General features: G+C 60.6%; 18 protein-coding genes and 1 pseudogene. 11 read left to right on the top strand and 8 right to left on the bottom strand.

Annotated features, from left to right (window positions below; translation table 11 throughout):
• Positions 1-45 precede the first annotated feature (45 nt).
• Positions 46-627, bottom strand: coding sequence for a DUF1326 domain-containing protein (locus tag CRI93_RS03365; RefSeq protein WP_281252677.1), 582 nt, complete (start codon positions 625-627; stop codon positions 46-48).
• A 177-nt stretch (positions 628-804) separates the two neighbouring features.
• A pseudogene (locus tag CRI93_RS15660) lies at positions 805-945 on the bottom strand (cupin domain-containing protein); the annotation flags it as partial.
• A 483-nt stretch (positions 946-1,428) separates the two neighbouring features.
• Here CRI93_RS15660 and CRI93_RS03355 point away from each other — a divergent pair.
• The 3 genes from CRI93_RS03355 to CRI93_RS03345 all read left to right on the top strand — a co-directional run bounded on the left by CRI93_RS03355 (position 1,429) and on the right by CRI93_RS03345 (position 4,695).
• Positions 1,429-2,010 carry a sigma-70 family RNA polymerase sigma factor gene (locus CRI93_RS03355; RefSeq protein ID WP_098061201.1) on the top strand — a complete coding sequence of 194 codons (582 nt, stop codon included), beginning with the start codon at positions 1,429-1,431 and terminating at the stop codon, positions 2,008-2,010.
• Positions 1,982-4,045, top strand: a complete 2,064-nt coding sequence (locus CRI93_RS03350) for a serine/threonine-protein kinase (protein WP_176521659.1) — start codon at positions 1,982-1,984, stop codon at positions 4,043-4,045. Before CRI93_RS03355 ends, CRI93_RS03350 begins: the two co-directional genes overlap by 29 nt.
• A gap of 305 nt (positions 4,046-4,350) precedes the next feature.
• Positions 4,351-4,695 (top strand): thioredoxin family protein, encoded by a 345-nt coding sequence (locus CRI93_RS03345; RefSeq protein ID WP_098061199.1) that lies wholly within the window; start codon positions 4,351-4,353, stop codon positions 4,693-4,695.
• 273 nt (positions 4,696-4,968) lie between these two features.
• On the opposite strand, the gene CRI93_RS03340 is transcribed toward CRI93_RS03345, so the two are convergent.
• Together CRI93_RS03340 and CRI93_RS03335 are read right to left on the bottom strand one after the other, a co-directional pair.
• Positions 4,969-8,364 carry a UvrD-helicase domain-containing protein gene (locus CRI93_RS03340; RefSeq protein ID WP_098061198.1) on the bottom strand — a complete coding sequence of 1,132 codons (3,396 nt, stop codon included), beginning with the start codon at positions 8,362-8,364 and terminating at the stop codon, positions 4,969-4,971.
• 166 nt (positions 8,365-8,530) lie between these two features.
• Positions 8,531-11,722 carry a PD-(D/E)XK nuclease family protein gene (locus tag CRI93_RS03335; protein ID WP_176521658.1) on the bottom strand — a complete coding sequence of 1,064 codons (3,192 nt, stop codon included), beginning with the start codon at positions 11,720-11,722 and terminating at the stop codon, positions 8,531-8,533.
• A gap of 214 nt (positions 11,723-11,936) precedes the next feature.
• Between CRI93_RS03335 and CRI93_RS03330 the strand changes: the two genes are divergently transcribed.
• From CRI93_RS03330 to mnmG, 4 genes are all read left to right on the top strand, one after another.
• Positions 11,937-12,440, top strand: coding sequence for a Uma2 family endonuclease (locus CRI93_RS03330; protein WP_098061196.1), 504 nt, complete (start codon positions 11,937-11,939; stop codon positions 12,438-12,440).
• A gap of 86 nt (positions 12,441-12,526) precedes the next feature.
• Positions 12,527-13,036 carry a Uma2 family endonuclease gene (locus CRI93_RS03325; protein WP_098061195.1) on the top strand — a complete coding sequence of 170 codons (510 nt, stop codon included), beginning with the start codon at positions 12,527-12,529 and terminating at the stop codon, positions 13,034-13,036.
• A 142-nt stretch (positions 13,037-13,178) separates the two neighbouring features.
• On the top strand, positions 13,179-13,598 hold the full coding sequence (locus CRI93_RS03320; RefSeq protein ID WP_141491544.1) for a hypothetical protein: 420 nt from the start codon (positions 13,179-13,181) through the stop codon (positions 13,596-13,598).
• Between the two features lie 449 nt (positions 13,599-14,047).
• Positions 14,048-16,012 (top strand): tRNA uridine-5-carboxymethylaminomethyl(34) synthesis enzyme MnmG, encoded by a 1,965-nt coding sequence (gene mnmG, locus CRI93_RS03315; RefSeq protein ID WP_098061193.1) that lies wholly within the window; start codon positions 14,048-14,050, stop codon positions 16,010-16,012.
• A gap of 5 nt (positions 16,013-16,017) precedes the next feature.
• Here the strand turns inward: mnmG and CRI93_RS03310 are convergent, their stop codons facing one another.
• On the bottom strand, positions 16,018-16,548 hold the full coding sequence (locus CRI93_RS03310) for a transposase (RefSeq protein ID WP_098061307.1): 531 nt from the start codon (positions 16,546-16,548) through the stop codon (positions 16,018-16,020).
• A gap of 64 nt (positions 16,549-16,612) precedes the next feature.
• On the opposite strand from CRI93_RS03310, the gene CRI93_RS03305 reads away from it, so the two are divergent.
• From CRI93_RS03305 to CRI93_RS03295, 3 genes are all read left to right on the top strand, one after another.
• Positions 16,613-17,281 (top strand): 16S rRNA (guanine(527)-N(7))-methyltransferase RsmG, encoded by a 669-nt coding sequence (locus CRI93_RS03305; protein ID WP_098061192.1) that lies wholly within the window; start codon positions 16,613-16,615, stop codon positions 17,279-17,281.
• A gap of 135 nt (positions 17,282-17,416) precedes the next feature.
• Positions 17,417-17,716: a putative quinol monooxygenase gene (locus CRI93_RS03300; protein ID WP_098061191.1), complete on the top strand. Its 300-nt coding sequence runs from the start codon at positions 17,417-17,419 to the stop codon at positions 17,714-17,716.
• Positions 17,717-18,079: 363 nt separating this feature from the next.
• Positions 18,080-18,898: an alpha/beta hydrolase gene (locus CRI93_RS03295; RefSeq protein ID WP_098061306.1), complete on the top strand. Its 819-nt coding sequence runs from the start codon at positions 18,080-18,082 to the stop codon at positions 18,896-18,898.
• 12 nt (positions 18,899-18,910) lie between these two features.
• On the opposite strand, the gene CRI93_RS03290 is transcribed toward CRI93_RS03295, so the two are convergent.
• Positions 18,911-19,432, bottom strand: coding sequence for a hypothetical protein (locus tag CRI93_RS03290; protein WP_141491543.1), 522 nt, complete (start codon positions 19,430-19,432; stop codon positions 18,911-18,913).
• Positions 19,433-19,465: 33 nt separating this feature from the next.
• Positions 19,466-19,996 carry a hypothetical protein gene (locus tag CRI93_RS03285; protein ID WP_141491542.1) on the bottom strand — a complete coding sequence of 177 codons (531 nt, stop codon included), beginning with the start codon at positions 19,994-19,996 and terminating at the stop codon, positions 19,466-19,468.
• A gap of 1,013 nt (positions 19,997-21,009) precedes the next feature.
• Between CRI93_RS03285 and CRI93_RS03280 the strand changes: the two genes are divergently transcribed.
• Positions 21,010-22,086 carry a BF3164 family lipoprotein gene (locus CRI93_RS03280; protein ID WP_176521657.1) on the top strand — a complete coding sequence of 359 codons (1,077 nt, stop codon included), beginning with the start codon at positions 21,010-21,012 and terminating at the stop codon, positions 22,084-22,086.
• Between the two features lie 510 nt (positions 22,087-22,596).
• Here the strand turns inward: CRI93_RS03280 and mfd are convergent.
• Positions 22,597-26,019, bottom strand: a complete 3,423-nt coding sequence (gene mfd / locus CRI93_RS03275; protein ID WP_245850287.1) for a transcription-repair coupling factor — start codon at positions 26,017-26,019, stop codon at positions 22,597-22,599.
• Between the last annotated feature and the right edge of the window lie 358 nt (positions 26,020-26,377).

Genomic DNA, 26,377 nt, shown 5'->3' with positions numbered 1-26,377 from the left:
ACACCTATTGCGACCAACGCGCACGTTACTGTGGCCTTTTCGTCGTCAGGCACCGGCATACGAAAAGGGCGAGAGGATAGCACTCCGGTCGGCGACATCGAACGCAATACCATGCGCATCAAAATGCGCACGGCTTGTCTTGGCAATCACGGCGGGGTGGCCCGGTGCGATTGCCAGCGGGTGATTGGTGAGGGTGGGCGCTTCTCCATTCTGGCCTTCCACTGGTTCTGCATCAGCACAGCCAATCTGCCCTGTCTCTCCGATGCGGAGTCGGCCTTTCTCGCCGTTGGTTTCGAACGTTAGAGGGACGGCTGCTACGCTGCGCACATCACTGATGAATTCGGCCAAATGCGCCGGGTGTCCTCCAGCGTCACCACCGAAGATTGTGCCCAGGGCCTCTTGCTGTTCGGCACTGGCCTGGTCATCGAGGTAGACGGCGGCATTCCAGTCGCCATCGGCCATATTGCCCGGCGTATGGAGGGCCACGACGACGTTAAGATCGTCGAGCGAGACGCCGTTGAAGTGGCCCTGGTCAATGTGCCAGGCGACCACGGCAGTGCAGGTTCCTTCGGTGGGATCGTTCAGCATCGTGCAAGGACAGGGCGTCTCGCAGGTGCACGCTTCCATGTAGGTACCGTCGAGTTTCCATTGATCAGTCATGGGTTGTTTTCCTCTTGGGTTTGTGATTGGTGTAGTGAAAACGGCAATACGGAGTATGCAGCCGCAGTGCACTGCATAAAGAAATACTGGTGTGTGCTTTTGGGCATCCCCATTTTTGCGATCCCTGCGCGGGCTCGCAAAAGCCTATTCCTCGGCGGGCATCGCATCAATGGGCTCCTCAAACGCAATGAAAAGGACGCACTCAGTGTCGTCGGTACAGTACGCATCGTGAGGAAGCTCGGCAGGACCGTGGGCGTAGGTTCCAGGCTCAAGAATGGTCGGATCGTCCGCCGTCCACGAGTGTGGATGGCAGGTCGGGGCGACCGCTCTATAGAGTTCAGAGCACAGCAAGGAAGCCTCCGTAAGGAAGCCTCCGTAAGGAAGCCTCTGTCCCGCCCTCACCTGGTAAAGCCAAAAAACAGGCTGGCCCCGATCATCTAATTAGCCGAGTCACAGGAACGTAACATTCAGGACGATATATGCCTGCCCACTTCTTCGGTCAGAGACTGCGTCTGCCTGTCTTTTTGACTATCTACAAGAGCACTTCTGGAGAGGGAGACGATCTGATTCTGGAACTGATTGGCATGTGTAGATACAGATTCTCGGCCTGTGTCTGCCAGCCATTCGCAAAAGTGTATGTGCAATGTGTATACTTCACCGCAACATGCACTAAACAAGCTTGTCTTTCTCGCGGCGAATTTTTCTGCGAACGTAGTTCTGTCTACCTCCTCGCATCCCATTGGCATCTAACAAAGCGTTGCTGTATCCATGAGTACGGGAGATATCACAGCACTGCTGCGCGCCCACACATCCGGCGACTCGGAGGCGCTTGATGAGCTATTTCCGCTCGTGTATGATGGGTTGCAGCGCATTGCCCATCAGCGACTGCGGGGCGAGCGCAATGATCACACGCTGCAAACAACGGCGCTGGTGCATGAAGCGTACCTGGAGCTGGTGAAGGTGGAGCAGGTGTCCTGGCAAAACCGTCAGCATTTCTTTGCCATGGCATCGCGAATCATGCGCAACGTACTCGTCGATTACGCGGTTAAGCGCAAGGCCCAAAAGCGCGGTGGCGACAATGATGTGCTTTCGCTGCAGCAGGGGGATGCGGTCGCTACGGTCGATCTGGATGGCGTTCTCTCTGTGCATCAGGCTCTGGAACGCCTTGAAGAGGTTGACGAGCGGCAGGTCCGTGTCGTGGAATGCCGGTTCTTTGGCGGACTCACCATTCAGGAGACCGCCGATGCGCTTGACATTTCGCCAGCAACGGTGGGACGCGATTGGAAAATGGCCCGGGCCTGGCTCAACCGCGAACTCTCAAATGGCGCGCGCACCGAGCGTGGGGGATAGCAATATGGACGGATCGCGATGGCAAACCATCAAACACGTCTTTGAGGAGGCGCAGAACCGGGACCCAGATGAGCGCGATGCATTTCTTGACGAGGCCTGCGTCGGGGATGCAGAGCTGCGTGCTGAAGTGGACTCTCTGCTACAGGCTCATGCCAGCGAGGGGCCCATGGACCGGATGCTTGACGGGATGCGCACAGCATTGCATCGTCCAGGAGCAACTGGCGACCTGCTGGGGCACCGCATTGGACCGTACGAGATCATCGGTCCTCTTGGGCAGGGCGGCATGGGCCGTGTGTTTCGGGCCCGGCGCGCGGATGGGCAGTTCGAACAAGAGGTTGCGCTCAAACTACTCTGGATGGCGGTTCCGTCGTCGGAAACTCGCGCCCGCTTTCGGGCTGAACGACAGATCCAGGCCACGCTGACGCATCCACACATTGCACGCTTGCTCGACGGGGGCGTCTCGGAAGCCGGACAGCCGTACTTCGTGATGGAGGTCGTCGAGGGCCAGCCGATTGACGCGTACTGCGCGGCCCATGACCTTTCGATTCGCGAGCGCATCGCATGCATGCTCGATGTGTGTGATGCGGTGCAATATGCCCATCAGCAGCTTGTGGTGCATCGCGACCTGAAGCCGTCGAACATCCTCGTGACCGACGATGGACGGGTTAAGCTGCTCGACTTTGGCATTGCCAAACTGTTGGACCCGGATCGGATGCTGGACGGGGCAGAACCCCATACGCGAACGGGCCTGCTGCTCATGACGCCAAGCTACGCAAGTCCAGAACAGGTACGGGGCGAGGCAATCACCACTGCATCCGACATCTACCAGCTGGGGGTGGTGCTCTACGAACTGCTTACGGGAGGCCGTCCCTATCAGGTCAACAATCGGACGCCCAGCGAGGTAGAGCGCATCATCTGCGAGGAGGTGCCAACACGCCCAAGCATCGCCGTGACGCAGGAGGCAGGCCGCAACGTGGCATCGGCCGCTCAGCGCCGGAAGGCCCTTCGTGGCGACCTTGACACCATTGTGATGAAGGCGCTCCGCAAAGAGCCCGAGCGTCGCTATGGGTCGGTGCAGCAGTTAGCCGATGATCTTCAGAGCACTCTTGACGAACGCCCCGTCTCGGCGCATCCGGATACGTGGAGGTACCGGACGCGCAAGTTTATGAGTCGGCATCGATGGGGCGTAACGATGGCGGTCATCATTGTACTCGTTATGGCAAGTTCTATCGTAGGGCTCACGGTGCAGAATCAGCGTATCGCTCAGGAGCGCGATCGAGCCCAGATCGAAACCATGAAGGCCGAACACGTCAAGACGTTTTTGATTGCCTTGTTTGGGAATGCCTGGCAGCAGGCAGCGCCTTCCGACAACCAGGCCATGCGTGACAGATTAGACGACGGCGTGCACCGCTTGCAGCAGCGGTTGGCTAATCAGCCCGAGATTCGTGCAGAGATGTTGAGCGCCGCGGCCGCAATGTACCAGGAGTTGGAGGATCCTGCAGCAGCGCAGCCGCTCCTGGAAGATGCCCTCGCTACACATCGGTCGCTGGAGGATCTCGACGAGGTGGCATCGTTGCTTCTTGAGTTGGCAGAGGTCGCCGATCAGCAGGCCGATACGGAGCGAGCGGAAGCACTTTATCGTAGCGCTCTGGCAATGCGCCAGGCCCGCCATGACGATCAGCATATCGCCGTGGCACAGGCCAAGAATAAACTGGCGCAGTTGCTGGAGTCGCGCGGACGTGACTCAGCCGCACTGGCGCTCTACGCCGAGGCTGTACCCGTATACCGACGTGAAATGGGGCACAGCCACACGCAGACCGCCCTACTGCTTGAGCGGCTTGGTGTGCTGTACCGCGAGCGGGGGCAATACGCCGAGGCAGAACCGCTGCTCCGTGATGCGTTCAAAGCGCATCAGCAGCTGGAAAGCCTCACGCATCCGTCCACGCAGCGCAGTGTGGAGCGCCTCGTGCGGCTATACGAAGCGTGGGAGAAGCCAGACAGCACGGCACAATTCCGATCTTTGCTTGTCGAATAGCTGCTGTGCAGCGCAACTGATGCATTCCCCAGGCCCCGGTTTCATGGGGGGCACAGGGCGGAAGGGGCCCCAAAGAGGTGTGCCTGTGGTGCCACTGACCGGTGACGTCACGAGTTGGAGCTCCGCAGCCAACGCGACAACGGCGCATGTCTTCCTCGCAATGCGGCAACCGGATTGGGTTGTGCCACACATGCTTGGTCGTCCGTTGCGGCATATCTATTTCGTGTGTAGCGTTTTTGCGCGCAATCACACACACTGCATGTCCCCTTCATGACCGCCAGTTGTGTATCGCTTTTTAATTGCCTATGTCGACTGAAACGCACCCGCGCACTGTAACCGACGACTCATTCGAATCCGTTATTCTGGAGGCTGAGCACGCGATCCTGGAGTTCTGGGAGCCGCGCTGCTACGCCTGTCAGGGGTTGACCGACGACATAGAGCGCCTGTCACGCGATCTCAAAAACGAGGCGGTGGTGGGCACGCTCAACGTCGCCGATTATCCCGACCTGGCGCGTGCGCAAGACATTGAGGTGGTGCCCACGATGCTGGTCTATCGCAAGGGTGAGGTCGATGCACGCCTACGTGGGGCGGAGCCGATCCGTTCGTTCATCGACGCGATGTGCACCACCACGGGCGTGGCCTGCTCGTAGGGACACGGCGCGTAGAATTACGAGATGAGCCGTCGTACGCGGCCCCTCATCACCGGTGTGCTCCCATAGCCGGAGCGTGTGCCGACCACTGTCGGCACCGCTTACATCTCCGGCGGTTTTCGGACGGGGCAGAGCCCCTGAATGAACGCGTCACAAGGCGGAGCCTTGCGACGAGCAAGGCCTGCCACACCCATTTCGTAGGGACACGGCGCGCTCCCAGTCCCGGGCTACAAGTCGCTAAACACGTACCACGGCGCGCCGTGGCCCTGCACGTTATCCATCGAGTTCCACAGGCTGCCCGGCATCCAGCCCGATGCGCGGTGCATCGGCAAACCAGAGGCGTGCGGATTCGGGCGGGGTCCCCATCACTTCGTTCCAGGCGGTGGCGTACAGCCGGAGCTGCGACGCGTACGCACGAGCCAGTTCGCGGAGATGCGTCGGGTTCTCGATCCGGTCGCTCTTGTAGTCGACGAGGTGCCAGGCATCGCCCGTGCGGTAGGCCAGGTCGATGGTGCCGTGCTGCACGGTATCGGCATCGCGTTCGGCATCGCCCGGTAGTAGACGGCTGAGCGGGAGCTCGGTGTAGATAGTTTCAGCCTCGGCAAGGGCGTTCCAGAGCGGACTCTCGACCAGGGCATCGAGCATGCGCTGGAGCACGTCGTGTTGGGCGGGGGCGGCCTCGTGTTCAATGAGCAGTTGGCGCAGGTGCGCTGGCTTGTAATCGGGCCGGGCGGGGTGCTGCATCACTACCTGCTCGATGAGGGCGTGCAGAGCGTTGCCGAGTGTGTTTTCGTAGCTGTCGGAGGCCGCGGGCACGGCTCTGCTGTGGGCGGTCTCCGAGATGGTGGCGGTGCGATACGTGTGCTGGGCCAGTTCGGTGCGGCGCGCCTGGTGCTCGTCCAGATGCTCCTGCAAATTGTGCAGTACATGTGGCGTGGGAGCGTTGGGGCGGGCGCTGTTGGGGCGGGGGAGTTCAGGCACATCATGGTCGCTGCAGTACGCATCCACCGCACGCCAGTAGCCGGGCTTGTAGCCGTCGTTTTTGTGGTGGTAGCGGGATACGACCAGCATCTGCTTCGCCCGTGTGGCAGCCACATACTCCAGACGGTGTGCTTCGGCATCCTCCAGCACGGCCTCGACCGCCTCAAACTGGGGCCAGGCTTCGGGGGCCGCAGCAACGCTGGTGTTGTGCTGATACGCATTCAGCACGGGCACCACAATCTCGTTCTCCTGCCGCCGCACATGCTCGGTGATGCCGCCGCTGCGCGATCCGCCGTACGGGTCGGCCAGAAAGACGACGTTGGCCTGCAGCCCTTTGGCTTTGTGCACGTTCAAGAGCTGCACCGCGTTGTCGGAGCCGGTGTCGAGCGTCATGCCGTCGATGTCGGCGTTCCCGTCGGCGATGTATTGCAGCTCGCGCCAGATCTCGTAGGCGGAGAAGCCGCGGGCGTCGAAGGCCTGCACCTCGGCCAGGATGCGCTGCAGGCGTCCGGCGTTGAGGGACCCTTCGGTGGCATCGGCGGCGGCGCGGGCGTAGAGGTGGCTGTCGTCCAGGAGAGCTTCGATAGCTGGCGCGGGCCGTTGTTCGTGAAGCAGATTGTGCGCGTCCGAAATGCGCGTTTGGGCCGTGGCAAGTCGCTCGCGGAGCGCGGTAGGGGCGCTGGAGGCGGCAGGTTGCTGTGTATCCCCCAAGACCAATCCGTGCTGTTTGAGGCGGTAGAGGGCGTCGTCGCTAAACCCGACGAGTGGGCCTTGTAGGTAGGCGAGGTGGGCCAGGGGATCGTCGGGGCGGAAGACGCAGGTGAGGAGCTGGACGAGTGCGTGCAGTTCGCGGGATTCGTGGGCGTCTTTGCCGCCCATCACGACGTACGGGATGTTGTAGCGGGCCAGTGCTTCGGCGTAGGTGGAAAGGCGGGAGGTGACGCGCGTGAGAATCATGAAGTCGCCGGGCTCGCCCTGAACGAGCGCGCCGTTGGGGCCGTGCTGAAGCGGTTCGTTGGCGGTGGCGGCCTCGTGAATGTACCGCGCGATGCGCTCGGCATCGGCTTCGGCGATGGCTTCGGAGCGGTTGTATTTCTTATATTCGATGGTGGACTGGTAGCACACCGGATCGGCGGGATCGGTGGTGCGGTGCGGGTCGAAGTCGGTGTACTCGGCCTGCACGGCATCGGCAGGCAGATTGTGCGTGGGGGCGGCGTCGGCCTCGGCACGGTCGGTGGTGAAGGGCGCGTCGAACATGGTGTTGAAGGCGTGACAGAGCCGCGCGGTGGAGCGGAAGTTGCGCGTGAGCGTGAGTGCTTCGCCGTAAGGCTGGGCGTCGATCAGGTCGGCGACATCGTTGAAGATGGCCATGTCGGCGCGGCGAAAGCGGTAGATGGACTGCTTGTCGTCGCCCACCACGAAGAGCGATCCGGGCGCGGGGTTGGTGGCACGCCAGTCGGTGGTTTCGTGGTCGGTGCCGGTGAGGTAGAAGAGGATTTCGGCCTGCAGCGGATCGGTATCCTGAAACTCGTCTACGAGCAGACGCGGGTAGCGCTGGTGCAGGGTGCGCCGCACCCCGGCGTGGTCGCGCAGCAGGTTGCGGGTGTAGAGCAAGAGGTCATTAGCCGAGAGCTGGCCGCGGTCGCGGCGCAGGGTCAGCAGCGGCTCGATGGCGCCATGCGTAAACTGTGTGCACACGTGATGTGCGTGGGCGTGCCATCGGGTCATGAGCGGATCGACTATGTCGTCGACCAGGGGCGCCAGGTGCTCGTCTTGCAGCTCCTTGGCGTGCGACTTGTTCTCCTTCCAATGGCTGGGTGTCATCTTGCCGCGGCGTCCGTCGCGGTTTTTGCGATTGTCGTCCTTGGCGAGGCCCTCGAAGAGCGCAAGCAGGGCGGCCTGTTCGGCAGGCGTTTCGGGGGGATTCACCCGAAGCATCTGTTCCGCCTGGGCAATGGCAGATAGGGCGTTGCAGCAGCGTCCGCTGGTATCGGGCAGGGGCGTAGGCAGGTAGGGCGCCCAGGCGCGCACGAACTCGGCCACGGTGGCGGTGGCCTCGTCGAGGTCGGGCGCGGGGATGTCTTCAGTGTAGGGCTGCAGGTCGGGGTAGCGGCTCAGCACGGTGAACTGGTCGTAGAGGTCGGCGGGCGTGTAGCCGACGGCCTGCACGGCGTCGATGCGCTCGGGCGCCTCGTTGTGAACGCGCCGCACGTACTGCTGCCAGGCGCGGCGCTTCATCTCGTCGATCTCGCGGCCATCCAGCTCCATGTCGAAATCGGGCGGCAGTCCGGCTTGCAGCGGAAACTCGCGCAGGAGCCGCGCGCAGAAGCTGTGGATGGTGCCCACAAAGCACTGCGACAGGTCGTCGAGCCCTCGGCGTAGTCGCCGCGCATCGTCCGATCCCGCAGGCGCTTTGTGCTGCAGCATCTGCAGGCGCTCAAACAGGCGCTCCTTCATCTCGCCCGCGGCCTTGCGCGTGAACGTGATGGCGGTGAGGTCGCCAATGGGCACGCCGGTGCGCACGAGCGCTTCGAGGCGCGCCACGAGCGAGGTGGTCTTGCCCGCTCCGGCCGAGGCGCGCACCAGGAAGTTGGAGTCGGCGTCGAAGCCATCAAGACTGGGCAGCGCATCGCCCGCGTACGGACCGATGCGGGTGCGGGCGGCAGCGTCGGAGGTGGTGGTGGGCATGGGAGGTGAGGTTGGGTGAAAAGGTGTGCGGGGGCAGTCTTTTTTGGAACGCAGGAGCGTACGGGGGTATGGTCCAACGGGGGACCGTTGGACCCAGGATCAATAAAATCAAGTGCGTAGGGACACGGCGCGCCGTGTCCCTACCTCTTACGTGATTATCTGTGCATCAATCATGGTGCAGGTGCGGCAGGTTGTCGGGCCAGGGTTTGGCCTGGATCTCGTCGCGGCGGGTGCGGCGGTCGTACACGAGTGGCGTGTAGTTGTAGCGCCAGTCGCTCTGCTTCAGCGAATCGCCCGAGGGGGCAAACACGCCTTCGCGTGCCATCTCGGAGAGCGTGTTCAGGATGCGCTGCAAGTCCTCGCGGTACGTATCCGGGTGACTGTCGCCGGTGCTATCGGGCGGATACGCGACCGTGCGGCCCATCTGGCGGGCGGTGGCAAAGTAGTAGCCCGAGCGCGATACCGACAGGCCCAGCGCTTCTTCGACGGCGCGGGCGTAGAGCATCCACTGCAGCGACCAGCGCTTGTTGCGGAGCCCATCGAGTGGGTCGTAGTCGCGCATCCCGCCGGTTTTGTAATCCCAGATGAGCGCGTCGCCGTTCAAGTGGTCGATGCGATCCACCGCGCCACGCAGCCGCAGCGTACCGCGCTCGGTGGCCAGTTCGACTTCGGGATGCTCGTCGCGTGGACGGTTGCCGAAGCTCCACTCGAAGCGTTTGGGCTCCAGATCGGGATGGTCAGTCCCGCGTGCGGCGTCGGCGCGGAGGAAGGCGTTCACATCAGCGCGTAACCCTTCGCGGGCGGCGGCCTCCACTTGCTCGTTCGGCGGCGTACCGCGCTGCTGGGTGGCTTCCTCGAAGGCGGTCTCAAATGCATCCCACAGGACCTGTTCGTCGTCGAGCGTGGGCATGCGCCCGAGTCCGCCATCCTCTGGGTTCAAGAACAGCTCGTAGGTGCGGTGCAAGATGGTGCCACGGGTAAGCGGGTCGAGCCAGTCTTCGTCGTCGAGCGCGGGTTCGTCGAGCGGCTCGGCCTCCAGCACGTACTTCACGAAGTAGAGATACGGCGTGCGGGCGAACATCTCCAGGCGCGAGGCCGAGGCAATGGTGTCGGTGTCTGGATCGAGCAGGTCGAGTTTGGGATACGGCGGGTCCTGCAGCAGGCCATCGTAGGCCGTGACCTCGTCGGAGGCGCAGGCCTCCTCGGCAGCACGTCCATGCAGGATGTGGGGAGCGGTGCGCGTCAGGTAGTCGGGAGCAGATTCGATGCCGCGTTTTGCATCCGACAGCGCCTGTTCGGTGAGGCCCCAGGCGTCGAGCGCATCGAGGGTGTCTTGCGCATCAGAGACGGTAAGCGCGTGATGCTGCTCAGGGGCGTGCCCGAGCGCGGCCTGGACCACGGTGCGCAGTTGCAGGTAGAGCGTGCTGGGAAAGCGCTCCTCGCTGCTGCGCAGGTCAAAGCGGTGCATCACGAAGGTGGCGTCGCCATGGTGACGCAAGAGCGCCTGTCGCACGCGCCAGTCCTCCTCTTGGCGGCGGTTGGCGGTGAGGGGCAAGGTAATCTGCTCGTGCTCATTCAGGCGGCGGCGATCGGCATCGCTCAAGAGCGGATCGTCGCTCAGCGTAACCGAGAGGCTCTCTGCATCCATGCCTACCACGTACAGGTGCGGGCGGTTGGCGTAGCCCACCGTTTGAAGCGGCACCACGTGCACCTCGCCGGGCTGCGGGTGTCGTGCATCAATAAACTTCTCCCGCACCCACGTACGAATGTAGTCAGCGAGGCGTATGGGTGAATCCCTGTATACATCCCCCTCGCTCCGCTTCAGTTTGTTCAGATACTGTAGGATGCGTCCGCGCGCCTTTTCGTCGAAGGTAAGCGCCGCGCTGGCGGGATCGCCGGGCTTGTCGGTGGGGCCGTACTGCGTGAGGAAGGTTTCGCAGTGCTTTGCCATCGTTCTGACATCAGACAAGCCTGAAGGTAGATCCTCGAGCAGGTTGTAAAGCGATTTGTAGAGATGCTTCCATTGCCCAATCTGCGCATCGTTAGTATAATCCTGCTCTTCAGCATGCTGGATGCGACGTTCTACTCCATTTAACAGGCTCGGCACGCCGGGCTTGTAGGTATGCTCGGCCAGCCAAGTGGCCACCTTCGCATCCGACCACGTAAGTCCTTTGTTACGCCGTAGCGTAAGGTGGCCCGCTCGTAGCATATGAATGAACGGCGCGGCCTCTTGGGGGCCTGCCAGCCAGTCGAGGTATTCGAGCAATGCCTGGCCCGGACGAGTCTCGTGCAGGTGGCGTCCCGTGCTTAGCGTTATACCAATACCGTGCCGCTGGGCCTGCTGCTCAATGATAGAGAGGTACGGATCAGTTGCGGTAAATGCAATCTCAACCTGATCGAACTTCAGTCCGCGTTGCTGTATGTCGCGAAAGACGGTGCGCACCTCCTCGGCACGTCCTACCGTGGTGCAAAAGCGGAGCGCCTCGGGCTGGTACAGCGTGCCCGTGCCGTTGCCCGCGGCCCCGCGCTCTGAGGCATGCACCGCCTGGGCGGTGGGTCCGACTTTCGGACGAGCGGGGAGGGGGGCATCTGGAAAGACCTTCGCGGCGCTCAGCACCGGGGCCTGCTTGGTGGGGTGTTCTTGTCCAAGTCGACGCAGCGGGTGCGGACTGGCTGCGGTTAGCGCCTCAACCAGTTTACGGGCGTAGCCGGGCACGTCTACGTCGTCCAGAATCGCGTACTGACTCTGGCGCGGTTCGTGCACGGTATTCTCCTGCACGAGTGCGATAGCATGCTGAAGTATATCGGCATCGTCGTAGTACTTATTTTCCGTCAGAGCACCCACGTAGTATTGGTAGGCTTTCGCCTGGGCCTCTTGCTGAGCAGTAGACTTGTCGGCTGCCTTTAGGGCCTGCTGATATGCTTCGGGCTGTACGCCATGCTTGCGAAGCTCAGAAAATGTTTTTGCAAGCGACCCCGATAGTCGTGCCGTGGTGCTGCCTTGTAACAACTGGTTGCGTGTTTCGACGGGCAGTTGGTCAACTGCATATGCTGCGAGCATCTGGTCGATGCCTGACAGTAATGGTCGCTTAGTATCTGGTAGATCGACATCCAGTTGATTAGTACCCGACAGGGCCAGATAGAGTAAGTCTGCCTTTGCCAACCGCTTCGCATAGTCCTCGACTGTTGTGCAACGCAGCCCAAGCACTGGGCCTAAGCGTCCAACTGCTCGCCTCAGTGCATTTCCAAGCTGCTTCTGGGCCACAAACACAACGGTGTGCGTACCGGGCGCGGCTTCCAACAGGGCATGCAGATGGTGTAGAAGCGGGGAGCGGTCGGGCTGGGAAGAATCGTTCATGGGGAGGTGCAGGGGAATGGGCAGGACAACAGCAGGAACGGATATGCACGCTGCGCCTCGAACGGACAAGGGGCGTCCGGTGCGTGCTGCAGTGCTCCGCTTGCGAGACCTCACACGCAAGGAGGCGGGTTCTGTTCGGGATGCGGATCGCATGCACGGGGCCGCTCGTTAGCTTTGCATCCCACGAAATCTTCATCCTGATACGCCATGCGCTATGCCGTCTGCATCACGCACGGCGCCCCGCACCTGGGCCGAGCTTTGCAACGACCCCAGCTTGCAGGATCTGCCGTATAAAATCGAAACCAACGCCCGCGGACAAATCGTGATGAGTCCGACCTATGCCTGGCATGGAAAGTACGCATACCGAATTGCTCGTTTGCTTGAAGATCACCTGCCTGATGGACAGGTCTCGGTTGAGTTGGCCATCCGCACCACCGAGGGCACGAAGGTCGCCGATGCCATCTGGTGTTCGGTGGAGCGATGGGGAAAAATCAAGGATGCTTACGACGCGCCCATCGCCCCTGAAATCTGCGTTGAAGTGCTCTCGCCTGCTAACACCGAGGCCGAGATGGAGGCGAAGCAGGCACTCTATTTCGAGGCCGGGGCCAAGGAGGTGTGGCTCTGCGACGCCGAGGGCACGCTCTCGTTTTACGACGCGAGCGGCGCGCGAGACCGCTCACGGCAGGTGCCGTCGTTTCCGGCACAAATCGAGTCGTGATCTAACGAAAGGCCTTACACGATTGCCGCCATTCCTGCTCGGGCCAACTACGCTTTCGCATCCCCCTGAACGATACGGACGCTCCAATGGCTACCCGCGAAGCACAACCAACAACAGAACGCACGTGGGAGGACGTGTGCAACGATCCCACGCTGCAGGACCTACCGTACAAAATCGAAACCAACGCCTACGGACAGATTGTGATGAGTCCGACGCATCTCAAACACGGTGCTTTTCAGAGTACGATCGCAACGCAGCTCATGAATTGCACCAGCGACGGGCGCGTGGTCACTGAAGCAGCGGTAGAAACAGAGGACGGCATTAAGGTGGCCGATGTCGCGTGGTTCTCTTCTGCGCGCTGGAAGCAGGTGCACGACGACTACGCGGCCTCCATCGCCCCTGAAATCTGTGTCGAAGTGCTCTCGCCCACGAACACCGAGGCCGAGATGGAGGCGAAGCGGGCGCTCTATTTTGAGGCTGGGGCCGAGGAAGTGTGGCTTTGCGACCACGAGGGCACGCTCTCGTTTTACGATGCGAGCGGCGCGCGAGACACCTCACGGCAGGTGCCGTCGTTTCCGGCACAAATCGAGTCGTGACCTACGAAAGCCCTCCTGAGCGATACAGCCTGAGCTCATAAAACACTGCTTCGCCGTTTCAGGGCACGAAGGTTGACATCCCTCCAGGCCGCAAGACACGTTTATTTTCATGCGCTGCGTTCAATATCCAATGGCGATAAAAGTGAAATACGACGACATAGCATTTGCTTTTGACTTTGTCAGCAGCGATCGTCCGTATATCAATGAGGCCTATCTCTCAAAGGAGACAGAGACGCTTTATTATGACTCTCCGTATGCCGATGATGATATGTTCGACACGCCCCCCGAGAACGTTATCAGTACGGACGACTACATTCAGATTCCGCACAAGAATGATTTAAACCTCGGGTATCGGTTAGTCCGTACATTCGTTCGGATACATATTCCAGAGGAGATGTCCCAGGTAGCACTGTTTTTTAATGCCCCAGGAGCCTACGCGCGCTTCAAGGATTTGCTGAAACGAGAAGACTTGCTCCAAGAGTGGTACCAATTCGAAGCAGACCGCACAGAGTCTAAGCTTCGTAGCTGGTGTGAACTAAAAGGCATCGAGTTGGAAGATTAGGTAGTGCTGTGTCAACCCTCATTTTGATGGTTGCCCTGTAATCACCCTCCCACGAAGCCTGTCATGGTGAGCGCAGTCGAACCATCTCCCTGGTGTTTAGCAGATACGGCGGCACAGAGGCCCTGCCAACCTTGGGGGAGATCTTTCGACTCCGCGTCTCCTTGGCGGAGCCGCGCCGCTCAAGATGACACCATGTAAACAGGTCAATGGTTGGGTAGTGTGGGCGAATGATTGTCATGGAAAGCCACAAAAGATCCCGGATCAGCGGCGCCAGGAGCGCCTTGTCCGAGATGACTGCCTGGAGAGGATCACGTTCGGCCTAACAGGTACGGAAGAGTAGCAGGCAGACGTTAAGATTGCAACGCAAGCGGCGCGCTTGAATCTTCCTACCGGGTGCCGTCGTTTCCTGTGACTGTCTCATTGTAGCGGATTGCTCAAACCCTCCAGTTATGCAGGATTACTTCAATTACGATGTTATCGTCGTGGGTGGCGGCCACGCGGGCTCTGAAGCGGCGGCGGCCGCGGCCAACATGGGCGCACGCACGCTGCTCATCACGCTGAAGCTCGACACCATCGGGCAGATGTCGTGCAACCCGGCCATTGGCGGCATCGGCAAAGGGCACATCGCCCGTGAAATCGATGCGATGGGCGGACTCATGGGCCGCGTCACCGACCGCGCTGGACTCCAATTCCGGATGCTCAACACCAGCAAAGGGCCGGCGGTGTGGGGACCGCGTGCGCAGTGCGGACGCGACGCCTATGCTGCTGCTGTCCGCGAGGAACTCGAATCCATCGACAATCTCTACATGCGCGCCGACCAGGTGGTCGACCTGGCCACGACCGACGACGGATCGCGCATCGAGGGCGTCACCACCAGCCTGGGCAAGACGTTCTACGCGCCCCGCGTGGTGCTTACGACCGGCACCTTTGCCAACGGCGTGATTCACGTCGGCGAGACCAACTTCGGGGGCGGACGCATGGGCGAGCGGGCCTCGCGCGGCATTACTGGCAGCCTGAACGAGCTTGGCTTCGAGAGCGGACGCCTCAAAACCGGCACCCCACCCCGCGTGGACGGCCGCTCACTCGACTACAGCGTGATGCAGGAGCAGCCCGGCGATCCGGATGCCACCGCGTTCTCGTTCATGACGGATGCCCTGCCCTCCGTCGATGAGCAACTGAGCTGCTGGCTCACCGAAACCACGCCCGACACGCACGATCTGCTGCGCACCGGCTTCGACCGCAGCCCCATGTTCGCCGGACGCATCGAGGCGAAGGGGCCGCGTTACTGTCCCTCCATCGAAGACAAGATCGACCGCTTTGCCGAGAAGAGCAGTCACCAGATATTTATCGAGCCCGAGGGGTACACCACCCACGAGGTGTACGTGAACGGCTTCTCCACCAGTCTGCCCGAAGACGTGCAGTTCGAGGCGCTGCGTACCATTCCCGGCATGGAAAACGCCCACATGCTGCGCCCCGGCTACGCCATCGAATACGACTTTTTCCCGCCGTATCAGATTCAGTACAGCCTGGAGACGAAGTACGTTGACGGCCTCTTCTTTGCCGGGCAGATCAACGGCACCACCGGATACGAGGAGGCGGCAGCGCAGGGCCTCATGGCGGGCATCAACGCCGTACACACGCTAAACGGGCACGACCCGATTGTGCTGAAACGGTCGGAGGCGTACATCGGCGTGCTCATCGACGACCTCGTTGCGAAGGGCACCGACGAGCCGTATCGCATGTTCACCTCGCGTGCTGAGCACCGCATCCTGCTCCGCCAGGACAACGCCGACCAGCGTCTCACCGAACTCGGCTATCGCCTCGGACTCGCGTCCAACGAGCGGTACGAGCGCATGCAGGCCAAAGAGCGCGCCATCAACGAAACACGCCGGGCCCTCGAATCCACCAGCGTACAGCCCGAACAGGTCAACGACTACCTCGAATCCGTGGGCACCACGCCCATCGACCAGGCCGGACCGATCTTGCAGATCTGTAAGCGTCCACAGGTGGATACGGAGGATCTGATTCGCCATGCGGGGCTGTGGAGCAAGCTTGTAACCGAGGCGCCTGGGATGCTACGTGCGCCTCGGCTTGTAGAGATTAACCTGAAGTACGAGGGCTATCTCGACCGCCAGCAGCAGATGGTCGAAGAGATGGAGGAGAAGGAGCGCTGGCCGATCCCGGACGATTTCGACTACCACGCGCTCGACACCATCTCGATTGAGGCCCGCGAGAAGCTGAGCAAGGTCGAGCCCGACAACCTGGGTCAGGCCTCGCGGGTGAGCGGTGTGCGTGCGGCGGACATCTCGGTGCTCATGGTGCTGCTCAAGCAGCAAGGCGTCGAGCCGCTGCCCAAAGACCGCCCCCTGCCCTCCGGCGACGGCGTGCCCGAGGATGCGGCGGTGGGGGCGTAATCCCCCTACCGGTCGTGGTCGCGATGCCATTGGGCCGGATTGTTTTTGATGTACCGGCGGATGCGATGCAGGGCCCGTTGCGTCCGTATGATCCGCACATGGTAATTGCGTTGCCAGACCGATTGGCCCGGCGTGCCCCGATGCACGTTGATGCGTCGCGTGGCGGCCCCCTTGAATCCACGGACGATGGCCCCCACGGTATGCGACGGCGATTCAAATTTTCGTTCCCCAGGGGCGAATTGCGATTCGCCCCTGGGGACCATCCGGTGCGTAATCACGGCAATGGCATGCATATGATTGGGCATAACCACGTACGCATCCAATTTGACGTTGGAACGGACCTCCGGGGTGCGTTCCCATTCGTCCTCGACAATTTGGCCGATGTCGTTGCAACGCATCACGCCCTCCGAAATATGCCCGAACAGGTGGGCACGGTCGGCGGTGCATATCGTCACGAAATACGTCCCGGGTTGCCCATAATCGTAATCGGGCAACCGCATGGACTGGCGGTTGTGGCGGCGCGGATCGTATGGCATGGGCTCCTTTCTTTTTCTCTTCGTCTTTCCCGCATGACCCATGACCCCACCCTCGCATAACGTCATGCCCACCACCGACGCATTCGACCCGTACCACGATCTAACCGGCGATCAGCGCGCGCAACTGGAGACGTACGAAGACCTGCTGCGTCGCTACAACGAGACGCTGAACCTCATCTCCCCCGACACGACCGATGCCATCACCGAGCGGCACATTGTGCATACGCTGGCGCTACGGGTGCGCGACTTTCCCGCCGGAGCGCGCATCGTAGACTGGGGCAGTGGCGGCGGCCTTCCGGCTATTCCGCTCGCCATTGCCTACCCTGATACCGAGGTGATCGCGGTCGATTCAGTTGGCAAGAAGATGCGCGCCGTACGCAGCATGGCCCGGCGGCTGGGGCTCGACAACCTGTTTGCGTGGGATGGACGCGCCGACAACTGGCCCGACACCGCCCACTACTCCGTCTCGCGCGCGACCGCGCCATTGGCCGAACTGTGGCAGTGGCACACCCGCGCCGCCGCTGAACTGCCCGCCGACCCTGGCCCCACCGACTGGGCGCCGGGGCTCATCACGCTGAAGGGCGGTGATCTTTCCGAAGAGATTGCTGCGCTTCGGGCACAGGACGACAGCGTACGCATTCGTCAGATTCCGCTGCACGCGCTGCTCCAGGACGCCGCGCAGCACCCGGGCTACTTTGCGGAGAAGTGCATGCTGGTCGTGCAGCGCTCGTAACTGTCGGCAGATACAAACGAGCAGGTGCCCAAATAGGTCATCTATCGCAGGCTCGTCACAGATGAAATTGAACGTGACAACACGCAATAAGGTAGAAACCGTGTCTATTTTCTTGATCCAAACTGACACGTAACAATGGCTACCGAAAAGAAATCGCTCCTGGCTCGTCTGCACGCGAAGCCCGGCAAAGAAGACGAACTCAAGACCTTTTTGAAAGAGGCGCTCCCCGCTGCGCAGGCCGAAGAGAAAACCATCGCCTGGTACGCGCTCCAGATCGACGAATCGACATTCGGCATTTTTGATACGTTTGCAGGCGAAGACGGTCGCCAGGCGCACCTCGATGGCGAGATTGCCGAAGCGCTCTTTGCCCGCGCCGACGAACTCCTCACCGAGCCGCCGCAGGTCGAAAAAGTGGAGATTCTGGCCGCGAAGTAGCCGCTGCGCATCCAGCGATGCATTCCTGGATTACATGCACCGTCTGTGTCATCGCGAAAAAGGAGTGGTGCTGTCTCACGCATGATTATGACGGTAGAGATCTGACAGGTCTTCGGAGACCTGTCAGATCTATTTCGGCCCTAATTATCATTTCGGACAAGGCTACCTGACGTCACAGAGCCGGAAAAAACACATCTGATGGGTCAGACTGCGAGAAAACGCTCGCCCGCACTACAACATTCATGGCTGACACACCAGTAGAGCGACTGACGTGGCGATCTTAGCAACCCGCTTTGAAACCCCACACAGCGCGGTACTCGTTTGACAGGCACCTCGTACCTGGTCCTTGCCCCCACGTCTGCTGTGCGCACTGTGCTCTATCTCGCATTGATTCCGATCGGAGCGTACATAGCGCTTGTCGCCCTGATGTACGTGTTTCAACACCGACTGGTGTTCTTTTCAACGTCCCCAATGCTGGCTTCGCCAGATGCGTATGGGCTGGCGTACGAAGACGTGTCGATCTCAACCGCCGATGGCGAGACGCTCCACAGCTGGTGGATTCCGCACGAGGAGGCGCGCGGCACGGTGGTGTTCTTTCACGGCAATGCGGGTAACATTTCGGGACGCCTCGACACCGCCCGCTTCTTCCACGAGCACACCATGAACGTGCTACTCGCGAGCTATCGCGGCTACGGGCAAAGCACCGGGTCGCCCTCCGAAGACGGACTTTACCGTGATGCCGATGCCGCGTGGCAGCACCTGACTGAGGAGCGAGGCGTGGCCTCCGAATCGATTCTCATTGCCGGACGCTCACTTGGCAGTGCCCCGGCCACTTATCTGGCCGCGCGCACCGCGCCGGGCGGACTGCTCCTCGAATCGGCGTTCACCTCGCTGCCGGATGTGGGCGCGCGGGCCTATCCGATTCTGCCTGTGCGCTGGCTAAGCCGCTTCGAGTTTGACAATGCAGCCCGCATTGCGCAGGTCAACGCGCCCGTGCTCATGATCCACAGCCCCGACGATGAGGTCGTGCCGTACGACCTGGGGCGCACGCTCTTCGCCGCCGCCTCCGAACCCAAGACGTTTGTGGACATCCAGGGTGGACACAACGCCATGCGCACCGATCAGTCGGCCTATCGACAGGCGGTGCAGGCGTTTATCGACGAGCACTGGCCCCGTGAGTGAACTGGCGCGGTGCTACTCCACCACGGTCACGTCGTGTTCGAGGACGGTGTCATCGCGGTTTGAGAAGTCGTTGCCAATGACGCGCTGCCCGTTCAGACGAATGAGTGCATCGCCGGGTGTATCGAATTGGAGGTCGAGCGTTCGCTCAACCGTGCTGATAGCATCAGGACAGACGACGTCTGAAGCAGTCGGGTCATGATCATAAGGCGTGATTCCGACGACACGGGCGTCGTCTGTGTCGATGTCCGTACGCGCTGCCTCATAGCATGAGGTTGCTGTGATCGTTCGTACGACTACCTCAAATGTCGTGTTTGCTTGAAAAGTGTCGGGCGCTGTGAGCGGCTCGAAGGTCTCCAGATTCAGCTTTGATGATGCAGGCGTTTCCACCGAAGCCTGCTCAGCTTCCCAGTCTACGACCCCGACATCCACCGCAGATCCATCGTCGCTGCCAAACAGGTCACAGCCGGTCAGGGAAAATGAAGCGGCAAGCAGGAGGAGGCCAACGGCAAGTGAGGTTCTAATGTGAGTCAACATAGTATGGATTGGGTGTGAGGTGCGCATAGAAGGCTATTCCACCACGACCACGTCGTGTTCGATGACGGTGTCATCGCGGTTCGAGAAGTCGTTACCAATGACGCGCTGCCCGTTCAGGCGAATGAGCGCATCGCCGGGCGTGTCGAACTGAAGATTGAGGGTGCGCTTAAGCAATCCGATGACATGGGGGCACGCCGTCTCGGCATCTGTTGGATCGCGGTCATACGGCGTGATTTCGATAAGAAGCGCGTCTCGCTCCGTCTCCACGCGGTCTGCTTCATAGCATCCATTAGCAGCAACCGTTCGGACTTCCACCTCAAATGACTCCCCCACCTGTACCGTATCGGGGGCTGTGAGAGGCTCAAAATCTTCGGTGTATGGTTCTCCTGATGCACTGTAAGTCTGTGCAGAAGCATTGTTGGATGCATCGGTTTCCCATTCTACAATGCCCACATCCACCGCAGATCCGTCGTCGCTGCCAAACAGGTCACAGCCGGTCAGGAAAAGTGCAGTGGCAAGCAGGAGGAGGCCAACGGCAGGCAGATTTCTTGTGTGGGTCAACATGGACATGTGAGCGAAGATGCTAAAAACACGAAAGGCGATTATCTCTGTTGTCAGAACCGACAACACGAAAGAGAACTGATTGAATCATGTTCTAACTAACGGATCTCTGCCAAGTATAGCAAGCCGCAAAAGTTGTAGTATTGTGAACGGCTATTCAGGTATTCAGCCTCCAAGCTGGGGGGGCAATCGGAAGGAGGTTCGCTCAGGCGGCGGAGGATGGTCATTATGCCGTTCGGGGGACTGTTCGGTCTGGGCCTTGGATTCGGGCGAGATCGTGCGCTGTGCGCCAATCTGAGGGGGCGTTTTCGGATGCGGAGTGCGAAATTGGTGATTCGGGACCGTAGATCTGCCAAGACAGACGGCTGCGGGTGTTGGGCGATCTAAACATTTCACCGATCATTTCCTCCACCCGAAGGTCATCCTGACGCCTCCAGGTGGAAGGATCGCAGCGTCGATCTTTTTGCTTTGACAGGACATCAAGTCAGTCAAAAGTTAACACTCATGTAACGAAATAATACGCATGGTTGAAAAAAAAAGAATTATTGAATAGCAAAGAAGTGTGAATGCACCAATCAAGACAAAACTGATATCGCTATGAACTTAAAGCAAAGCATTACCAGGTGGTCGGTGGCGACTGTGATGGTTCTCTTACTCTCCTTTTTTTCTTTTGACTTTAGTGGCTCAGCTACAAATAGCGGCAATTGGGGGCCAAATGTAGCCTGTGCAGACGGGTCGTGCTGCCCCGCCAATGCGATCTGTGGACTGAACGGTGAGAACTATCCAGGTTACGAGTTTAACTCGGGCTCCTGCAGTGGAGTGCAGCCAATTAAGGAGTAATTTCGCAGTCTACTGTTTGCCCAATACACTACATGCAGAAGGGACGAGCAATGAATTGCTTGTCCCTTCTGTTTTTTAGATTGCTTCTAATGTTGAGTAAAATTATAACAACTCGGTCAAAGAGTATGATAGTTCAAAGTCGCCAGTTGCATCGTCCAATTCTTGCTTTACTCTGTTTGAGTCTGATCATCGGGTGCCAAGAAAATAGATCAGAATCTTCTACTGAACAGGGGATCCGTACATCTCGTACGGCTGCGATTCGCTACGCTACGGATGATGTCATTCAGTTGGATGGAGAGCGCCTTTCTGAATCCGACGTGCTTGGACGCCCCCACGCCATAGAGCGCGTAGGGGACTACCTGCTCGTTGCGGACTTTTCAGGAAACCCTTTTGCTCATATTTTGCGTGCAGAAGATGGCACTTATGTTAGCTCTATTGAAGGACGAGGAGAGGGTCCTGGGGAGTTTCAGTCCATCTGGTCGTTTGATGTAGGTACCAACGCCGCAGGCGACGCGTGGATATACGACATGACAAGCTTGCGGCTGACCCGAATCAATGTACCAGACTACGTAGAGGGAGCGCACGCCTTAGGTGATAGTCTAATCTCATTCGATATCGGGTTTACCCTGACTGCTCCTCATTGGTTAGGAGATTCACTCGTGGTAAGCCCAGGATTCCTCAATGAAGAGGGACGACTGGCGTACCTCGCGCCCGACCAAGGAACGCTGCACCATGTTGCGGGCCCCTCACTTCCTGAACATGATGGGGTGCCAGAGGCCGTTCGCCAGCATGCTTATCACGCATACATGACAACATCGCCAGACCGGTCCTCTCTCGCATTGGCTACTCGGTACGCAGATCGGGTCGAGATCTATGATGCTGAGGGTGACTTGAAGTACATTGTAGAGGGACCAGGTGAAAAAAAGCCTGTGTTTGAGGTTGCTACCTACCGTGGTGAGCCTACTATGCAGACTACAGATCAGACCTGGTCGGGTTACCTCGACATTGCTGCTGACTCGTCTCGGATTTACGCGCTCTATGCTGGGAAGTCGCGTAACGAAACGCTTTCCGGTGCGGGCTCCCGGGTTCATGTCTTAAGCTGGACAGGTGAACTGGTTGGGGTGTACGAACTGGATGCACCTGTGCAGGGCATCGCGCTGGGAGATCGTTCGAGGACATTGTATGCAACTCAAATCGCCCCTCGCCCTGCTATTGTCCAGTATGACCTTGCTGGCCTTGATGAGACATCATAGCGGCAAGATGAACGTCTCAGTTTGACAATGCGGTTGCGAACCTTAAACAGTGTGTTCATCCGAAGGCGTGGATCCTGGCTCGGGGGCCGGGATGACTGGAGGTGCTGTGTAAAAGAAGTAACGCTGGGTTGTGCCCTATCGTGGCGGTCTATGCTTCCGTTTCGCAGCAGTGGTTCAATTATAAGTGATGGAGTGAACGTGCCAGTAGCCGGAGAACTTCTGTCGAACGTTTTCGGTGCTGGGAGCGCCGCCCGGCGCGGACGTCTCCGGCGCGACTGACGGAGGTCGAACGGGGGACCGTTCGACCCAGGAAAGGTTTTTATCAGGAAGGCTATCATTTAAAGTCTTCCCACTACCCGACTTCCCGTGGTCGCGTCGGTCTTTGCGGCAGGGCAAGAGCTTACGCCTGCGAGGCCGGATGCTGGGACAGAGACGAAGCGCTGAAGCTGGGATGCGTGGCGCCCGACAGCGCGAACCTGGGCGTTCCCCCTAAACCGAAACAGCGCGCGGTTACGCGGCGGCTTCGGCGGGGACGGTGGCTTTGTCGAGTTGCAGTTCTTCCATGACGACCAGGGCGTCGAGCAGGGTGGGGGTGTCTTGGACGATGGCGCGGACCATGTCTTTTTTGGCGTCGTCTTTGAGCACGTAGCGGCGGTCGAGGTCCGCGAGCTGTTCGAGTAGCGGCTGGAACACCTGCTCGTAGAAGTACGGGTCGGCGGGCTTGGCGGGCAGGTAGAGGAAGAGCCGCTCGTTCTTGAAGACGACTTTGGGGAGGCGCAGCGCCTGCGCGCGGATGCGCAGTTCGGCGGCGGTGAGCAGGTGTTCGACGGGCGACGGGGGCTCGCCAAAGCGGTCGCGCATTTCGTCGCGGAGATCGGTGAGGGTCTCTTCGTCGGGGGCGTCGCTGATGCGGCGGTAGAGGTTGAGGCGCTCGACGTTGTTGGCGAGGTAGTCGTCGGGGATGTAGGCGTCTTCCTCCACATCGACGGTGGTGTCGGGCGCGGGCGGCGCGATGTCTTCGTCATCGAGCACATCGCTGAACTCGTCCTGGCGCAGCTCTTTGATGGCGTCGTCGAGGATCTTGTGGTAGGTTTCGTAGCCGACCTCACCGATAAATCCGCTCTGCTCGGCCCCCAGAAGCGCACCTGCGCCGCGGATGTCGAGGTCGCGCATGGCGAGGCTGAAGCCGCTGCCCAGATCGCTGAACTCCTCGACCGCTTGCAGGCGCTGGCGGGCATCGTCGGTCATGCTGTGGATGCTGGGCACGAGCAGGTAGCAGAACGCCTTGCGCTCGGAGCGGCCCACGCGTCCGCGGAGCTGGTGCAGCGCCGCCATTCCAAAGTGGTCGGCGCGGTTGATAATCATGGTGTTGGCGTTCGAGATGTCGAGCCCGTTCTCGATGATGCTGGTGCTGATGAGCACGTCGTACTTGTTCTCGACAAAGTTGGTCATGACGCGCTCCAGCTTTGGGCCGCTCATCTGGCCGTGGCCGACACCGATGCGCACGCCCGGCACCATACCGCGCACCATCTCGGCAATTTCGTTGATGGTCTTGACGCGATTGTGGATAAAGAAGACCTGTCCACCGCGACTCTGCTCGTAGAGAATGGCGTCGCGGATGAGGTCCTGGTTGAAGGTGTGGATTTCGGTGATGATAGGCTGCCGGTTCGGCGGCGGAGTAGCGATGATCGACAGGTCGCGCGCGCCCAAAATGGAGAACTGCAGCGTGCGCGGAATGGGCGTGGCGGTAAGGGTGAGTGTGTCGACGCTGGCACGCACCTCGCGGAGCGCCTCCTTGGTCTTGACGCCAAAGCGCTGCTCCTCGTCGATTACGAAGAGCCCCAGGTCGTTGAATTCGACGTCCTCGGAGGTGAGGCGGTGCGTGCCGATGAGAATGTCGAGGCTGCCCGCCTTCAGGCGCTTCAGGATGTCGCGCTGCTCGGCGTTGGTGCGAAAGCGCGAGATCATGTCGACGGTGACCGGGTAGCGCCCCAGCCGCTTCTTGAACGTGTCGTAGTGCTGCTGGGCCAGAATGGTGGTGGGTACGAGAATAGCCACCTGCTTGCCGTCTTGGGCCGCCTTGAACGCCGCACGCACGGCGACTTCGGTCTTGCCAAAGCCCACATCGCCGCAGACGAGGCGATCCATGGGCACGGGATCTTCCATGTCGCGCTTCACCTCTTCGGCGGCCTGCGCCTGGTCGGGCGTGTCCTCGAACTCGAAGCTGGCCTCCATCTCCTGCTGCCACACCGTATCCGAGGAGAACGCGTAGCCGTTCGAGGCTTTGCGCTTGGCGTAGAGCTCGATCAGGTCGCGCGCAATGTCTTTGACCTTCGACTTGGTGCGCTCCTTCGTGCGCTCCCACTGGCCCGATCCGAGCTTGGTGAGGCGCGGCTGATGGCCTTCTTTCCCGCTGTACTTGTTCAGCTTGTAGAGGGCGTTGACGTTGACGTAGAGCACGTCGCCATCGGCAAAGTTGAGGCGCACGGCCTCTTGCTGTTTGCCGCGCACGGTAATCTTTTTCATCCCGGCAAAGGTGCCAATGCCGTGGTCAACGTGCACCACAAAATCGCCGGGCGACAGGTTCTCGATGTCGCGCAGACTGAGTCCGCCGGTGCGCTGCTGGCGCCGCTTGGTGGAGGGGCGGTGGTAGCGGTTAAAGATCTGGTGGTCGGTGTAGACAGCGAGGCCAAGAGCCTCGTGCTCAAACCCTTCGTGCAGCGACTCGACCTGCAGGCGGGCGCGTCCATGGTCGATGTCGGTTTCGAGCAGGTCGCGCAGGCGGCGGGCCTGGCCGTGGCTGTCGCATAAGATAAAGGTGTCGAGTCCGCGCTCGCTGTTCTGCTTCAGGCGATCGCGCAGCACATCCATCTCGCTGTTGAACGAGGGCTGCGGCGCTCCGCCCGCGTCGAGCGTCTCGGTGCCTGCAGGGTCGGTGCCGTGCGTGAACGTGCCAAAAAGCAGGCGAGGATGCTGTTGCAGGTGCTGGCGCAGGGCATCGGCGGTTAGGAATCGGTCTTCAGGATGCGGAAGGTCGGCGGCATCGGCCTCGTCCGTCGCATCGTCGGGGGCGTCCTGGGCCCGGTCGAGCGCCTGTTGATAGCGCGTGACCGCGGTGTCGAAGAGGGCCTCGGCATCCTCAATGAGCCGGTCTTCGTCGAATGTAGCGAGGACCGTGTCAGGGGGCAGGTGCTCCAGAAACGCGACGGCCTGGCGGTCGGCGGCATCGCGCTCCAGGTTGGGCACCAGGCGAACCTCCGAGCGCTGGCTTACGGAGCGCTGCGTCTGCACATCGAACTCGCGCAGGCTGTCGATCTCATCGCCGAAGAACTCGATGCGGATGGGGTGCGCGCCCGAGTACGGAAACACATCGAGGATGCCGCCGCGCCGTGCGAGGTCGCCGGGCTGCTCTACGAACTCGGTGTGCGTAAAGCCCTGGTCCACAAGGCGCTCCACCAGCGCGTCGAGCGCCCACGCGTCGCCGGTCGCAATGGCGAGGGTGTCGTGGTCGACCTCGGAGGCGGGCGGCACGCGCTCGCTCAGGGCTTCGACGCTGGTGACGACGACGCCCTCGAAGCGGTCGGAGAGCTGCTGCATCACATCGGCGCGGGCCACGAGCGGGCTGGAGTCGCGGAGGGCGCCGGTGTCGTAGGGCGTGCGGTGCGTGGCCGGAAAGCGCACGATGCGGCGATCACTGCCGGCGAGGTGCTCCAGGTCGCTCTGCACGTAGGCCGCCTGATCTTCGGTGGGCACCACGCAGCAGAGTGGGCGACCCGGATCGCTACGCAGCGCGTGCAGCAGCAGGGCCGAGAACGATCCGGCGGCGCGCTTTATCTTGAGCGCATCGGATGATTGGGCGGTGCGCACCCACGGACGCAGGTCGCTAAGGACAGGAGCAGTTTCAACGCGACGAACGAGATCGGAAAGAGCCACAGGATACAGGACGTATTGGAAGCGGAGCAGCCCCGCGTGCATGCCAGGCGAGCCCGACAGCGCGTATGCGAAGCAGTGGGATGATGCATGCGATACAGCAACCGGAACGCGGATTGAGAGATTCGTTCACATCCGCAAAAAAGGTGTTGGAGATGCGATGGGTGGCGCCTCGGGCTGGGGTGCTGTGCAGCCGAGATAGGGAGTTCGGAGAGGCCGCCGCCTCTGTTAGGCGATCCAGCGATGCAACAGGCTGTGTGTATCGCATCTCCAAAAAAACAGCCTGCGCCTGCCCAACGCGAAGGTGTAATGCCCTCCGAAACGAAGACGCCTGCCGTGCTATCACCTACTTGCATCATAA

It is taken from the genome of Longimonas halophila (assembly GCF_002554705.1).
GTDB lineage: Bacteria > Bacteroidota > Rhodothermia > Rhodothermales > Salinibacteraceae > Longimonas > Longimonas halophila.
This window is presented reverse-complemented; position numbering and strand designations above follow the sequence as displayed.